This window comes from Erysipelothrix sp. HDW6A (assembly GCF_011400295.1).
Lineage (GTDB): Bacteria > Bacillota_I > Bacilli_A > Erysipelotrichales > Erysipelotrichaceae > Erysipelothrix.
Map to the genome: position 1 here is coordinate 1,099,925 of NZ_CP049859.1, position 12,577 is coordinate 1,112,501.

A 12,577-nucleotide genomic window follows, 5' to 3' on the forward strand; every position below is an offset into this window, starting at 1 on the left:
GTTATGTCAAACTCATTAGGTTTTGGTGGACATAATGCAGTTATTATTTTTAGAAAGTATGGTGAATAAGATGTTATTAAACTCGAATCAAATTCAAGAGATAATACCTCACCGTTATCCGTTTCTATTGGTTGATGCAGTTCTAGAGATGAATGATACATACATTCAAGCAGTTAAAAATGTATCAGCGAATGAAGCACAGTTTCAAGGTCATTTCCCGCAAAAACATGTGATGCCAGGGGTATTGATAACGGAAGCCTTAGCACAAGCTGGTGCTATTGTACTTCTTTCTAAAGAAGCCTTTAAAGGTAAGTTGGTTTATTTTGTAGGTATCGATAATTTTAAATTTAAACGTCAAGTAATTCCAGGAGATCAAATCATTCTTGAAGTGGAGCTTGTAAAGTTTAAAGGGTTTATGGGTATAGCAGAAGCTAAAGCCAGTGTAAATGGGGAGGTATGTGCCCTTGGGACGATTAAATTCGCAATTGGCGATTAAAATAGGAACTGATATTGTTTTTATGAAACGCTATGTGGAGTTAGTGAATAACGATACGTTTATCGAGAAAATTCTCACGTCAAATGAAATGGAAATTCTATCAAATATTACTCATCCTCAAAAACGTTTGGAATTTGTCTGTGGTCGCTATGCAGCGAAAGAGGCATATTCTAAAGCACGTGGAACAGGAATCGGTGAAATCACATTTCATGACGTAGAGATATTAAGAAACAGCTTAGGTGCTCCTACATGTGATAAGGCTGAGGTATCAATCAGCCATGATGGTGATTATGCGATTGCAATGGTGCTTGTGTATGAATAGGTTAATGATGGCGATAACCTATATGGTATTACCGTATTATTGGATTCGTGCGCAATTAATCAGAATCTTTCATCGTGATTCAAGAATTTACAATGAATTGAAAATGTATCCGCGTCACTTCTTTGGAATCCGTGGTAAAAAAGTAAAAGGAATCGGAGATACTAGTCAGACACTAGATACATGTATCTATTTATCCAATCATCAATCAATGAATGATATCTTTATTGTGATTGATGCTATTTCTAAACCCTTTAGATTCATTGCGAAGAAAGAACTCTTCACGAATCCAATTACTGGTGCCTTTATGAAGATGTCAAAGTCTTATCCTTTAGATAGAGATGATCCTAGACAATCATTGTTGCTTTTTAAAGAAGCGATTAAAGATACAGAGAATGGACATTCACTCCTCGCATTTCCTGAAGGAACACGGTCACATCAAAAGGATATGCTTGATTTTAAAGATGGAATGTTTTCAATCCTAAGAAAAGCAAATGTACCCTTGGTGCCAATGTATATTAAAGATAGCTATGATTCAAAACAAATGTGCTATGAAGTATATTTTGGTGAACCCATACCTCAATCGATTTATAAATCAATGAAAGGTACAGAGTTAAGTGCATTTGTGCGTGATAAAATGGAAGCACTAAAGCTACAAGCTTATTCTAACTAAGAACTCATAAATCTTGAGTTCTTTTTTATTGGAGTGAGATTTGTTACAATTGATTTAGAAATTTGAGGTGCGTGTATGATGAAAAAATCAATAACAATGCTTGTAGCTCTTTGTGTAGTTGGGGTTATCGGACTTATCGTATACAGTCTGAATAGTCTTGAACCAACATTTCATGACGAACCAGTAGCAAAAAAGCAAACACATAATATCGTATTAAGTGACAGCATATATTTTGAACACAAAGTAGATTACAGTGGTGAAAATGAAACGAGAAGTGTCTTGCAGAGAGTGGTCGATGAAGAAAAGTCGTCAATCCCTAGCACGGCAGTATTTAGATTCAAAAGTTTAGATACAAATGATTTTTCTTTTCAATATCATGGGCGTGCAAAAGACTTGGGTTGGGAAGAAAAATTTGATGCAATTCCTTCGTTTTACTACACTGCAACCACAGGAGAAAACTTCCAGGAACTAATACATGGTAACGCTGATAAAAATGTTGCTCCAATAATTCCAAAAAAGGGGATTATTACAATGATAACGCCAAGTTATGAAGTAGATATTGACGTTGAATACGTCGTTATTGCTGTAAGGCCAAGTTAATATACGGAAAGAAATGGATAAAATTATGAGGCATATGTCAGATACAGAAACTATTATTATTTTAGAATCAACAATAAATAATTGCGAGAAGATGATTGTGAAATTTGATAGTGGCACATCACAGCACTCGTTATTAAAAAATCGTATTAAAGCACTATTGATATCAAAGTATGTAGTCACAAAAGATTCATTAATTTCTGACTACACTACTCAAGACATCCAATCTGCTCTTGTTCCACTGGATTCTATTCTTCACAAGACTACTAAAGCTATTGAGAAGCATGAAGAGGGTAGTAGAACGTATAAGCGATTAATACCAATGATTATGGCGATATCAGCCTCAAAACAAGCATTGCAAGACTATTTAGGTGAGAACAGGTAATATCTAATATATAGAAACGAGGAGAGTTTATCTATGAGAACTGAAGTTGTGACACTTACTAACATGTGCATGGTAGAAGATGGTGATAAAATGCTCGTGCTAAATAAAACAAGCGAAAACAATCCTGAGTATGTTGGACTCACGTTTCCTGGCGGTCATATTGAAAGAGAAGAATCATTGATTGATTCAGCCATTAGAGAAGTTAAAGAAGAAACTGGTTTAGATATTGATGATGTTGTTTTGTGTGGTGTTAAGCATTTTCCCACAGAGGAAGGTCGCTATATTGTGTTCTTTTTTAAGACAAGTACGTTCTCAGGAACCCTCAAATCTTCTAGAGAAGGCGAAGTCTTTTGGATCAATAAAGATGAGCTTACTAATTATAAATTATCTGTTGATTTTGAAGAAATGGTTAGTATATTCCTAGGGGAAAAATCAGAGTTCTATTACTATTTAGAAGATCAAGAGTGGAAATATAAGATTAAGTAACGATTCATATGTAGCGAGCAATACTTCGAAATGATATTAATAATTATCGAATTTAGTGATTAGAATCGTCTTGAAAATTATGATATAATCTAGAAGCGGTAATTATTAATAAATAGTAGTTCTAACCTTTGACATAGGGAGACTTGCTATGCTATAATAACCAAGCAATAAGAAAGTAGAAGCACTCTTCTCACCTGATAATTAATGATTATAGGTAAACGCTTAGATAACTTTATTAAGCCTTTGAGTGTGTTCAACGTAATTGTACACACTTTTTTATTGTAATTCACATGGGAGGTGAAGAATATTAGTCGAAGAATGGGTCCAGATAATCGAAAACAAAACGAGGATTTGGTAAACGAGGCAATTCGATTTAAAGAATTACTTGTTATCGGTCCTGAAGGAGAACAACTTGGAATCCTTACACGTAGAGATGCTTTAGAAAAAGCAAGTCAAGCAAATTTAGACTTAGTAGTCGTTGCTGCGAAGGGGAATCCACCAGTTGCAAAAATCCTAGATTATGGACGTTATCGTTATGAGCAACAAAAGAAAGCCAAAGAAGCAAAACGTAACCAACATGTAACTCAAGTTAAACCATTGCGTTTATCTCCAGTTATTGATCAACACGATTTTGAAACTAAACTTCGTCATGCACGTAAGTGGCTTGAAGAAGGTACAAAAGTTAAAGTCGATATGCGCTTCCGCGGTCGAATGATGACTCGTATTGATGTTGGTCGTAAAACAATGAATCGTTTTATTGAAGAATGTAGCGATCTCGGTTCGGTAGAAAAAGCACCGAAACTTGAGGGTAACACAATGTCCGTTGTTATTTCACCAAACAAAAATTAGTTAATTGAAGGAGGGCGCATCATGCCTAAAATGAAAACAAAACGTACGTTCGCAAAACGCGTTAAACGTACCGGCACAGGAAATTTAAAAAGACAACAAGCATACGTATCTCACATGAAACGTCGTAAGACTACAAAACAAAACCGTCAATTACGTAAAGCGGTTCTTGTTTCGAAGAGTGATTACAAACGCGTAAAACACTTGTTACAAGGTTTCTAAGGAGGAGTAAACTATGCCAAGATCAACAACAGCAGTGGCGTCACGTGCACGTCGCAAACGAGTATTAAAACTCGCAAAGGGCTATTATGGCTCAAAACATACACTATACCGTACAGCTAACGAACAAGTTATGCGTTCACAACGTTATGCATACCGTGACCGTAAACAACTTAAACGTGAAATGCGTAAATTATGGATTACACGTATTAATGCTGCAGCACGTCTTAATGACATTAGCTACAGCCAATTAATGTACGGATTACGTCTTGCAAACATTGAAATCAACCGTAAGATGTTATCAGAAATTGCAATTCATGATCCAAAAGGATTCGCAACATTAGTCACAAAAGCACAAAAAGCTTTAGAAAAGTAATTAGCTTATGACAGTGGATGCGCGTCAAGTTTTAAATGAACTGTTAGTGGATATTTTTAATCGTATTTTGATTATCGAAGAACGCTACCATCGAGTTCATGGAATTAAACTTTCAATGACCGAAGTTCACACACTTGAAGCCATTCAAAAGAGTGAATCTAAGATGATGAGTGATGTTGCGGCTCGATTAAGTATTACGCAAGGTACGCTTACAACAACCATTAATAGATTGACACACAAGGGGTATGTTTTTCGTGAAAAAGATCTAATAGATCGTCGTATCTTTAGACTGGGGCTCACGGAAAAAGGAGAAGCAGTCATGACTATTCACAACCAATTTCATGAAGAAATGGTTGATCGATTGTTATTACATATCGATGATAGTAGTGATTTGTTACAAGCTGTAAGTCAAATCAATACATTCTTTAAAGATTTGTATGATATATAAAATAATTCTAAAACCCACTCTATAGTGGGTTTTATTGTATATTGAGAAGATTATTATTGTGTGCAACATACGTAAAAGAAAACCATCCGTAGATGGTTTTGTGCTATTTCAGATATGAATATTTGATGTCAGCTATTTCTTTGTAGATGCTCTCTTCGTACTTACTATACATCATTTGTGCCCAGGCACACCATAGCACATTAAGACCATTTTCAAAGATATCGAGTTTCTTTAGAAGCTTACCTTCTGGTATAAAGCCGTAATAACTCTTATAGAAGCGATTTCGATTAGGGGTATCCATGATGTTGTTTTCTGTTAAAAACGACATAACGTCAAAGCAAGGGTCGTTATCGCATGCATATTCATAATCAATGAGATAGTTGCCTTCACTACCGAAGAGGAAATTACCTTCCACTAAATCGTTGTGACATAAACACCAATTGCTACTTACAGATACTACATCATCGATATAGTGTTCATAAGGTGATAGGTCATGGATGAACTTAGTGATATGTTCATGATACTGTTCGTATTGTTCTTTGATATTATAACGCTTCCCAGATTGAATAGTAGCGTGATGTAATCGTTTGATGAGATCTGCAGCATCTTCAATATAAGGCAGTTCAAATGTATGAACATCATGAATGTACTGTGTTACTTTAAGTCCCGTATTTTCATTATAGAAATAAACAGGAACGTCAAGTTTGTAGGGTTCTAGTAGTTGAATAACTTTAGCCTCGTGCTTGTAGTCGAAAAAGACCTGGTTTTCAGGTTTAGGACAACGAACTACGCATTCACCATCTGCAGTTTCTACGTAATAGTTATCATTCGTGAGACCAGTTTCTATTTTTCGATAGCAAATTATCTCTTTATTTAAAATTTGTTGGAGTCTTTCTTTTCTTTTCATAGTGAAATTATACCATAAGTGATATAATTTCTAATGATTAGGAGTGAATTTTATGAAATTACTTATCGCGAGTCATAATAAAAATAAAATTAAAGAATTTAAAGAAATATTAGAACCACTTGGCTACACTGTTTTAAGTGCGGGCGACTTTGATATTAATATTGATGATGTTGAAGAAACTGAGTCTACATTTGAAGGAAATGCGCTCTTAAAAGCACGGTATCTTTTTGAAAAGACAGGTTTAGCGAGTATCTCAGATGATTCCGGTCTTACGATTCCTGCACTTCCTGATATCTTGGGAGTGTACTCAGCTCGTTTTATGGGATCTGACACTGATTATACAGTTAAGAATCATGCAGTCATTGATTTACTGAAAGACAAAGAAGATAGAAGTGCATACTTTACAAGTGCGATAGCCCTAGTAGGTCCAACGGAAGAAAAAACGTTTGTGGGACGTATTGATGGTACGATTACTGATGAGATTCGTGGAGTTGGTGGATTTGGATACGATCCGATCTTCTTACCTGATGGGTATGAAGAAACGTTTGGTGAACTTGGACCAGAAATTAAAAACACCATATCACACAGATTTAGAGCTTTAGAAAAACTCATTCATTATCTTAGAGAGGTAGCTAATGCGTAAATTCTTATATTCTATTAGCGTTATGCTTTTCATTGTCAATTTGATGATTTCATCCATACTAGGGTTATCATTTAGACGACCATACTATGCACATATGTATCATCGTCTTGATACTGCACAAACTATAGGAATAACATCAGATGAGTTACATCAAGCGACAGATGTTCTTTTGGATTATATTAAGGGTGAAAGAGATACTCTCGATATGACTGTTGTGGTTAACGGAAGAACTGTTGAGATGTTTAATCAAAGAGAAAAAGACCACATGGTTGATGTGAAAAACTTATATCAAAATGTGTTAGTGTTTCAACGAGTATGTCTGATACTTATTAGTACGATGCTCTTGGTAAGTTTAGGTGTAGGGGATTATCTAAATCTTAAGCTTAATCGAGAATGTCTTAAAAATGCACTATCAATGATAGCTGTATTAGTTGTGGTGCTTGGTTTCTATGCTTTAATTGATTTCAATGGATTTTGGATTCAATTTCATGAGCTTGTTTTCACCAATGACTTATGGTTATTAGATCCAAGTCGTGACCGATTAATCATGATGGTACCAGAGCCATTCTTTAAGGGATTGGTCCATCGTATTATATTATCACTTGGTGGTATTCTTACTGTTTGTATTTCTATTTATTATTGGTTAGATCGGAGAGTTAAACGTTATGATTCACATCGTACTGTATGAACCAGAAATTCCTGAAAATACAGGAAATATTATGAGAACATGTGCTGCTAGTGGAGCAACATTACATTTAATTGAGCCACTAGGGTTTATCTGGGACGATAAGCGGGTTAAGCGTAGTGTCATGGATTATGACCAATATATGACTTTAGAGCGTCATATCGACTGGGAAAGCTTCCTTAAGACTGTGAAAGGTCCTATGTTCTTTTTAACTCGTTATGGAGAGTCGGTACATTCTGATTTTGATTACCAAAGTATTGATGAAGATATCTATCTAGTATTTGGTAAAGAAAGCACCGGTATACCAAAAGAAATATTAAAAGAACACTTTGACCATGCTTTCCGAATCCCAATGTCTGAAAATGCACGAAGCATGAATTTAGCCAATACTGTAGCGATTGTTGTCTTTGAAGTCTTAAGACAGAAAAACTACGAAGGCTTATCACGGTATGAAGTACAAAAAGGAAAACATTACTTAAAGGACTTATAATGAACGAGAACCGTATAAGAAAACTTATCTTTGCCACTTTTGTAGTTTTCATGGTGTTCAGTTTTATTGAACTCTTTCAGTTTCATCTTGTACTAGTGAATACTCATGACATTAGTAGTGCGATAAATATTCTTCACGACCAAGATGTGTGGATTGTTCATGTGTTTAGATTGTTTATGGGAAGTACATTCAGCTTTAAAACAATATTCCTTGGACTACTATCAACGGTCTCCGTATCGTCAATATTTCTAGTGATAGTCATCAATATTGCCACCTATAAATCAGAATACTTCAAAAAAATATGGTTATTTCTCTTATTCTGGATTGTAGTTAATCTCTTACTTCTAGTAGGAACGGCTTATGTTTTCCAAATGCAAATGGTTGATACAGGATTTGGAATCGTTCATGGAATAAGTTGGATCTGTCTTATTATCGATGGAATTGCTTCCATCCTTGGTGTTTATTACTTGCTGAGTGAAGTGGCTAAGTGATTGAAACTCTGTTTTTTATTCTTTATAATAGTTAAAGAGGTGATGTTATGATAGAAAGTTACAACGACCTTGTGAGTATTGGTGTACTAATACTTATTATTCTTAGTTCTTCAATTGGTTTTATTCGATTCAATTCTCGCACACGTAGACGTGAAGAAATGGACGAATACTATAGAGATTTACTATAGGAGGAAAATATGAAAAGAGAGCAAATTATCGTTGAGAATGGTCCTAAAGCAATTGGTCCATATTCTAGTGCTGTAAAAGTAGGGTCGATGGTGTTTGTTTCAGGTCAATTACCTGTTAAACAAGACGGAAGCCTTGTAAATGATGAAATTGGTATCCAAACGCGTCAAGTTATTGAAAATCTTGAATTAACATTAGAAGCAGCGGGATTAGGTTTAGAAAATGTCGTTAAAACGACAGTCTTTTTATCCGATTTTAATGATTTTGATAAAATGAATCAAATGTATGCATTGTATTTTATGCATCCATATCCAGCACGTGTTTGTGTTGAGGTAAGTAAGCTACCTAAGGGAAGTCGTGTAGAAATTGAAGCCATTGCTATGGAATATGATAGTGATGACCGTGAAGAACACGATGACTGTGGTGGATCAGGGTGCGATGAATAAAGTATTTTAAGAAGGAAATACAGATACTATGAAAGTTCTTAGAGAGATTACAATTAAGCAAATCCTAGGCGTAAGCTTAGGTGCTTTATTTTCAGCGATGGCGATACGATTCTTTGTAAGGCCTGCTGATTTAGTGCCTGCGGGAGCAGGAGGGGTATCGATACTCCTTATTAAAGAATCGGCAAGAATCTTTAATTTAACCCTGAGTTATGGGGTTGTCTATCTATTAATTAATGCTGCAATTTTACTGCTCGTATATAAAAAATTAGGCAAGAAGTTTATTACCTTGTCTTTTTTACATGTTGCATTAACCAGTTTATTAGTAGAAATTCTTCCTGGTTTTCAAATGACAAACGATAAAATTCTACTAGCAATTTTTGGTGGTGTTGTGAACGGTATTGGATCATCCCTTGCACTAAGAATGAATGGTTCGGCAGGTGGTACTGACTTTATTGCAATTTACTATTCAATGGTTAAAAACAAGCCAATGTGGGATAAAATCATGATGTTTAATATTGCCGTTCTAATGTACTCTGGATGGCGATATGATTGGAGTCTAGCACTCTATTCAATTATGTACCAAATGGCTTCAACAAAGATCATTGAAACATACCATAATAGATATAAGCTCTCAAGCTTAAGTATTATTACATCACATCCAGATGCGGTAACAGAAAAAGTGCTTCAAATAACGCGTCATGGAATTACCAAACTTGATGGTATTGGAGTCTTTAAAAATAAATATAAAGCGTTTCTTTATATGGTTGTTAATGAATTTGAAGTCGGTCAAATTATTGGGGCAATCAAAGAAGCAGATCCGAAAGCATTTATTGAGATATCCTCAGTTGAAAGAATTGAAGGTAACTATCGCCAAAAACCACTAGAGTAAAAGAAAATCACGTTATTAGCGTGATTTTTTACTGTAAAATGGAGCAACACTTTGAATAATCTGTTTACCGAATTTTTCGTTATTAGTAAAGATATCGTAAAGATCTAGATCAGGATTTGTACCGAGTAATTGATGGATCCATTCTTCTATCTCACTACTATCTTTTCCAAGTCCTTCAATAACTAGAACAGTCTTTTCAGATGTTTTAGTCTTAATAATTGCTAGATATGCTTTATCAACTGGATTTGTTTCAAAGTAGTCTCTAAGCTTCATCATCGTTCCAAGAGACCTAGTGTCAGCACCTACAATCTCAAAACTACCATCATCAAGCAAATCATAGTTAATCACAAAGTCTAAACTTTCTGGATTAAGTATAAAGTCTAAATGCTTAGGATTGGGAATATCTTCCAGTTTCTTTGCATAAATTTTGTTCTTAGAAGTTTCATATTTCTTAGCATCTATTTCGTCTAAAAAGACAGGAATAAAAGATGTATCTTCAACATCATAAACAATAGAGTTTAAATAAAAAAACTCATAATTCAAAGCAGCTTGTTCAAACTGTGCTTCATTTTCTTGTGTATACTGTGCATTTAAGTCAGTAATTAGCTCTAATATATTTTTCATAAATTAATTGTATCATGAATCTTGCATTTCGTTATCATTTGTTTTATGATATATCCACATTATCAAGAGTTGAGGTAGAGAGTTAGCTCGTAGACCTCACGCCAACCTACAGTGAAAGGTGGTTCAGCTAACAACGATAAGCTCAATAATATAAATTGATAAGTCTTAGCCGTTGTTTGTGCAAAGACTTTTTTTGTGAGATGGAGTAGAAAGAGGAAAATATGACTTATATATTATTTACATCTGAGAGTGTAACAGACGGACACCCAGATAAAATTTGTGACCAAATTGCTGATGCAATTTTAGATGAAGCGATGCGTGTTGATAAACAATCAAAAATGGCAGTAGAAGCTACCATTAAAGATGATTTTATCTTAGTTTATGGTGAAGCAAATACAAAGGCAGTAATAGATTATGCGGCTGTAGCTAAAGGTGTTTTAAAAGACATTGGTTACACTGAAGATTATGAAGTGCTTGTTCGTGTTAATAAGCAATCATCACAAATCAATAAGGCTGTTGTTGATACAGAAAATATGGGAGCAGGAGACCAAGGAATTATGTTTGGTTATGCAACCAATGAAACTGAAAACTACATGCCACTTTCCATTGATTTAGCACACAAACTTGCAAAACAATTAAGCGATATTAAGAAAGATATTACATGGCTATTACCTGATGGTAAAACTCAAGTAACAGTAGCATATGATGAAAATCACCAACCTGTTTATGTTCATACTATTTTAGTAAGTGCATCTCATCTTGCAGGAATCACACATGAAGAAATTGAAAAAGTAGTAATGAACAATGTCATTAAACCAGTGATTGATGAAAAATGGATGCGTGAAGATACACGTATTATTATCAATCCAAGTGGTGAGTTCAGTATTGCTGGATCATTCAGTGACTCAGGCACAACAGGACGTAAAATCGTTGTTGATACATACGGAGGAGTAGGTCGTATTGGTGGAGGTTGCTTTAGTTCTAAAGACCCTTCAAAAGTTGACCGTTCTGCAGCTTATTTCTGCCGTTATGTTGCGAAAGCAGTTGTTGCAGCTGACTTAGCAGATCGTGTAGAAATTCAATTAAGCTATGCTATTGGATTAACAGATCCATTATCAATTCATATTGATACATTTGGAACGAATAAACGTCCAGAAAGTGAAATCTTAGAAATTATTAAGAATAACTTTGATTTCCGTGTAGGAAGCATTATTCAAGAATTAGATTTATTACAACCAATTTACCGTAATACAGCAAACTTCGGACATTTTGGTCGTGACGGATTCTCTTGGGAAAAAGTAAAAGAACTCACTTTTTAATAATGAGTTCTTGGATTTCTTTCTGATTGAGCATATCTTGGTATGACTGATCTTTTACGAGAGCATAAATTTCAGTAGCTCTTATTTCTAAATCTTTATACATATAGTTCTTAAACGGTGTTACAGGGTATGTAGCACTGTTTTTTATTTGTTTTAGATATTGTTGTCCCTTTGCATTCATTCCCAGAACACGGACTTGTGTTGGCTGTATAACATCATCTTTCTTAATGTTTAGTAGCATTGTCATTAGAGTTCGTTGGATACGACTGCTTGTGTATCGCGAAGATGTGCTTTCGCTAATTAGACTCTTCAGTGGTAAGCGACGGTTCTTGATAAGCAAATTCTCAATACCTTCGTTTACAAGAAGAATTGATTCCCAATTGGTCGAAGGATTGATGAGTGTAAGGCGGATGAGCTCTTCATATTCCGATAATCTATGGGTTACTTGTTTCTCTAAATCCATGGGAGTACTAAGAGAAACATCTTTAGAGCCAAAATGTATTCGTATTGAACTTGCACTTGAAATGGTTTCTAAATCACTGCTGTGATAGTTATTAGTTCGTTGAATACTAATTGGTTTTATATTGAAACGCTTTGCATTTAATATATAGTGATATGCTAAGATATCGTTGGCATTTTTAGAATTACCCATTTGTTTGGCATAACTCTTCGTATTGTCGGCTTCGAAATTAAACTGATTCATAATTACATCAAGGTCATTAGTTTCTGAACCGAATACCACAGTATCGACATCTAAGAGCGCTAATATTTCTATTGCCGCTTTTGCGAAGTAGTCTGCACTTTGTAATGCAAAACATGTAGGAAGTTCTACTACCAAATCTACTCCATGATTGAGAGCAGCTTCAGTACGTTCCCATTTGTTTACAAATGCAGGTTCGCCACGTTGTACAAAATGAGGTGACATGACTGCAATTAAAACATCACATTGGCTAAATTCACGAGCTTTTTGAATGTGATAGTGATGACCGTTATGAAACGGATTATATTCGACAACGATGCCGCTAGCGATAAGTTTATTTTTCATGAATATA

The 12,577-nt window shown here is 34.9% G+C and carries 21 protein-coding genes and 1 other annotated feature; of the genes, 18 read left to right on the forward strand and 3 right to left on the reverse strand.

The window, feature by feature from the left end; translation table 11 throughout:
• The first annotated feature begins 70 nt into the window (after window positions 1–70).
• The 10 genes from fabZ to G7059_RS05675 all read left to right on the forward strand — a co-directional run bounded on the left by fabZ (window position 71) and on the right by G7059_RS05675 (window position 4,845).
• Window positions 71–496 (forward strand): 3-hydroxyacyl-ACP dehydratase FabZ, encoded by a 426-nt coding sequence (fabZ, locus tag G7059_RS05630; RefSeq protein WP_166082077.1) that lies wholly within the window; start codon window positions 71–73, stop codon window positions 494–496.
• Window positions 465–818 carry a holo-ACP synthase gene (acpS, locus tag G7059_RS05635; protein ID WP_205700185.1) on the forward strand — a complete coding sequence of 118 codons (354 nt, stop codon included), beginning with the start codon at window positions 465–467 and terminating at the stop codon, window positions 816–818. The genes fabZ and acpS overlap by 32 nt, the downstream gene beginning before the upstream one ends.
• Window positions 811–1,488: a lysophospholipid acyltransferase family protein gene (locus tag G7059_RS05640; RefSeq protein ID WP_166081103.1), complete on the forward strand. Its 678-nt coding sequence runs from the start codon at window positions 811–813 to the stop codon at window positions 1,486–1,488. The genes acpS and G7059_RS05640 overlap by 8 nt, the downstream gene beginning before the upstream one ends.
• A 75-nt stretch (window positions 1,489–1,563) precedes the next feature.
• The gene (locus G7059_RS05645) at window positions 1,564–2,088 is read left to right on the forward strand and encodes a hypothetical protein (protein ID WP_166081104.1); all 525 of its coding nucleotides are present in this window, start codon (window positions 1,564–1,566) and stop codon (window positions 2,086–2,088) included.
• Window positions 2,089–2,122: 34 nt separating this feature from the next.
• On the forward strand, window positions 2,123–2,470 hold the full coding sequence (locus tag G7059_RS05650; protein ID WP_205700186.1) for a hypothetical protein: 348 nt from the start codon (window positions 2,123–2,125) through the stop codon (window positions 2,468–2,470).
• A gap of 33 nt (window positions 2,471–2,503) precedes the next feature.
• Window positions 2,504–2,956, forward strand: coding sequence for an 8-oxo-dGTP diphosphatase (locus tag G7059_RS05655; protein WP_166081106.1), 453 nt, complete (start codon window positions 2,504–2,506; stop codon window positions 2,954–2,956).
• 167 nt (window positions 2,957–3,123) lie between these two features.
• Window positions 3,124–3,242, forward strand: a sequence feature (ribosomal protein L20 leader region).
• A 32-nt stretch (window positions 3,243–3,274) separates the two neighbouring features.
• Window positions 3,275–3,805: a translation initiation factor IF-3 gene (infC, locus tag G7059_RS05660; RefSeq protein WP_205700262.1), complete on the forward strand. Its 531-nt coding sequence runs from the start codon at window positions 3,275–3,277 to the stop codon at window positions 3,803–3,805.
• 21 nt (window positions 3,806–3,826) lie between these two features.
• A complete protein-coding gene (gene rpmI / locus G7059_RS05665) occupies window positions 3,827–4,024 on the forward strand; it encodes a 50S ribosomal protein L35 (protein ID WP_166081109.1) in 198 nt (65 codons plus the stop codon).
• A 13-nt stretch (window positions 4,025–4,037) separates the two neighbouring features.
• On the forward strand, window positions 4,038–4,397 hold the full coding sequence (gene rplT / locus G7059_RS05670) for a 50S ribosomal protein L20 (protein WP_166081111.1): 360 nt from the start codon (window positions 4,038–4,040) through the stop codon (window positions 4,395–4,397).
• A 7-nt stretch (window positions 4,398–4,404) separates the two neighbouring features.
• Complete coding sequence (locus tag G7059_RS05675) at window positions 4,405–4,845, forward strand: MarR family winged helix-turn-helix transcriptional regulator (RefSeq protein WP_166081112.1); 441 nt, start codon at window positions 4,405–4,407, stop codon at window positions 4,843–4,845.
• A 103-nt stretch (window positions 4,846–4,948) separates the two neighbouring features.
• On the opposite strand, the gene G7059_RS05680 is transcribed toward G7059_RS05675, so the two are convergent.
• Entirely contained in the window at window positions 4,949–5,752 is an 804-nt protein-coding gene (locus tag G7059_RS05680; protein WP_166081113.1) for a choline/ethanolamine kinase family protein, read from the reverse strand.
• A 52-nt stretch (window positions 5,753–5,804) separates the two neighbouring features.
• Here G7059_RS05680 and rdgB point away from each other — a divergent pair, with 52 nt between their 5' ends.
• Genes rdgB through G7059_RS05715 form a run of 7 tightly spaced genes read left to right on the forward strand, consistent with a single transcriptional unit; the run spans window position 5,805 to window position 9,582 of the window.
• On the forward strand, window positions 5,805–6,395 hold the full coding sequence (gene rdgB, locus G7059_RS05685; protein WP_166081114.1) for an RdgB/HAM1 family non-canonical purine NTP pyrophosphatase: 591 nt from the start codon (window positions 5,805–5,807) through the stop codon (window positions 6,393–6,395).
• Window positions 6,388–7,083, forward strand: coding sequence for a TIGR01906 family membrane protein (locus tag G7059_RS05690; protein ID WP_166081115.1), 696 nt, complete (start codon window positions 6,388–6,390; stop codon window positions 7,081–7,083). Before rdgB ends, G7059_RS05690 begins: the two co-directional genes overlap by 8 nt.
• Window positions 7,061–7,570 (forward strand): tRNA (uridine(34)/cytosine(34)/5-carboxymethylaminomethyluridine(34)-2'-O)-methyltransferase TrmL, encoded by a 510-nt coding sequence (trmL, locus tag G7059_RS05695; RefSeq protein ID WP_166081116.1) that lies wholly within the window; start codon window positions 7,061–7,063, stop codon window positions 7,568–7,570. Before G7059_RS05690 ends, trmL begins: the two co-directional genes overlap by 23 nt.
• A complete protein-coding gene (locus G7059_RS05700) occupies window positions 7,570–8,061 on the forward strand; it encodes a hypothetical protein (protein ID WP_166081117.1) in 492 nt (163 codons plus the stop codon). The genes trmL and G7059_RS05700 overlap by 1 nt, the downstream gene beginning before the upstream one ends.
• Window positions 8,062–8,108: 47 nt before the next feature.
• Entirely contained in the window at window positions 8,109–8,249 is a 141-nt protein-coding gene (locus G7059_RS05705) for a hypothetical protein (RefSeq protein WP_166081118.1), read from the forward strand.
• A gap of 9 nt (window positions 8,250–8,258) precedes the next feature.
• Entirely contained in the window at window positions 8,259–8,693 is a 435-nt protein-coding gene (locus tag G7059_RS05710; RefSeq protein WP_166081119.1) for a Rid family detoxifying hydrolase, read from the forward strand.
• A 28-nt stretch (window positions 8,694–8,721) separates the two neighbouring features.
• Window positions 8,722–9,582: a YitT family protein gene (locus G7059_RS05715; RefSeq protein ID WP_166081120.1), complete on the forward strand. Its 861-nt coding sequence runs from the start codon at window positions 8,722–8,724 to the stop codon at window positions 9,580–9,582.
• Between the two features lie 15 nt (window positions 9,583–9,597).
• Here the strand turns inward: G7059_RS05715 and G7059_RS05720 are convergent, their stop codons facing one another.
• The gene (locus G7059_RS05720; protein ID WP_166081121.1) at window positions 9,598–10,206 is read right to left on the reverse strand and encodes an enhanced serine sensitivity protein SseB C-terminal domain-containing protein; all 609 of its coding nucleotides are present in this window, start codon (window positions 10,204–10,206) and stop codon (window positions 9,598–9,600) included.
• Window positions 10,207–10,427: 221 nt separating this feature from the next.
• On the opposite strand from G7059_RS05720, the gene metK reads away from it, so the two are divergent.
• The gene (metK, locus tag G7059_RS05725; RefSeq protein WP_166081122.1) at window positions 10,428–11,525 is read left to right on the forward strand and encodes a methionine adenosyltransferase; all 1,098 of its coding nucleotides are present in this window, start codon (window positions 10,428–10,430) and stop codon (window positions 11,523–11,525) included.
• On the opposite strand, the gene G7059_RS05730 is transcribed toward metK, so the two are convergent.
• Window positions 11,515–12,570, reverse strand: a complete 1,056-nt coding sequence (locus G7059_RS05730) for a nucleotidyltransferase family protein (protein WP_166081123.1) — start codon at window positions 12,568–12,570, stop codon at window positions 11,515–11,517. The two genes, metK and G7059_RS05730, sit on opposite strands and share 11 nt — an antisense overlap.
• Between the last annotated feature and the right edge of the window lie 7 nt (window positions 12,571–12,577).

Bases quoted from the DNA above. Each gene is read 5' to 3' on its own strand.
- fabZ (WP_166082077.1), top strand. From the start codon at position 71: ATGTTATTAAACTCGAATCAAATTCAAGAGATAATACCTCACCGTTAT.
- G7059_RS05640 (WP_166081103.1), top strand. From the start codon at position 811: ATGAATAGGTTAATGATGGCGATAACCTATATGGTATTACCGTATTAT.
- G7059_RS05645 (WP_166081104.1), top strand. From the start codon at position 1,564: ATGATGAAAAAATCAATAACAATGCTTGTAGCTCTTTGTGTAGTTGGG.
- G7059_RS05650 (WP_205700186.1), top strand. From the start codon at position 2,123: ATGTCAGATACAGAAACTATTATTATTTTAGAATCAACAATAAATAAT.
- G7059_RS05655 (WP_166081106.1), top strand. From the start codon at position 2,504: ATGAGAACTGAAGTTGTGACACTTACTAACATGTGCATGGTAGAAGAT.
- infC (WP_205700262.1), top strand. From the start codon at position 3,275: ATGGGTCCAGATAATCGAAAACAAAACGAGGATTTGGTAAACGAGGCA.
- rpmI (WP_166081109.1), top strand. From the start codon at position 3,827: ATGCCTAAAATGAAAACAAAACGTACGTTCGCAAAACGCGTTAAACGT.
- rplT (WP_166081111.1), top strand. From the start codon at position 4,038: ATGCCAAGATCAACAACAGCAGTGGCGTCACGTGCACGTCGCAAACGA.
- G7059_RS05675 (WP_166081112.1), top strand. From the start codon at position 4,405: ATGACAGTGGATGCGCGTCAAGTTTTAAATGAACTGTTAGTGGATATT.
- G7059_RS05680 (WP_166081113.1), bottom strand. From the start codon at position 5,752: ATGAAAAGAAAAGAAAGACTCCAACAAATTTTAAATAAAGAGATAATT.
- rdgB (WP_166081114.1), top strand. From the start codon at position 5,805: ATGAAATTACTTATCGCGAGTCATAATAAAAATAAAATTAAAGAATTT.
- G7059_RS05690 (WP_166081115.1), top strand. From the start codon at position 6,388: ATGCGTAAATTCTTATATTCTATTAGCGTTATGCTTTTCATTGTCAAT.
- trmL (WP_166081116.1), top strand. From the start codon at position 7,061: ATGATTCACATCGTACTGTATGAACCAGAAATTCCTGAAAATACAGGA.
- G7059_RS05700 (WP_166081117.1), top strand. From the start codon at position 7,570: ATGAACGAGAACCGTATAAGAAAACTTATCTTTGCCACTTTTGTAGTT.
- G7059_RS05705 (WP_166081118.1), top strand. From the start codon at position 8,109: ATGATAGAAAGTTACAACGACCTTGTGAGTATTGGTGTACTAATACTT.
- G7059_RS05710 (WP_166081119.1), top strand. From the start codon at position 8,259: ATGAAAAGAGAGCAAATTATCGTTGAGAATGGTCCTAAAGCAATTGGT.
- G7059_RS05715 (WP_166081120.1), top strand. From the start codon at position 8,722: ATGAAAGTTCTTAGAGAGATTACAATTAAGCAAATCCTAGGCGTAAGC.
- G7059_RS05720 (WP_166081121.1), bottom strand. From the start codon at position 10,206: ATGAAAAATATATTAGAGCTAATTACTGACTTAAATGCACAGTATACA.
- metK (WP_166081122.1), top strand. From the start codon at position 10,428: ATGACTTATATATTATTTACATCTGAGAGTGTAACAGACGGACACCCA.
- G7059_RS05730 (WP_166081123.1), bottom strand. From the start codon at position 12,570: ATGAAAAATAAACTTATCGCTAGCGGCATCGTTGTCGAATATAATCCG.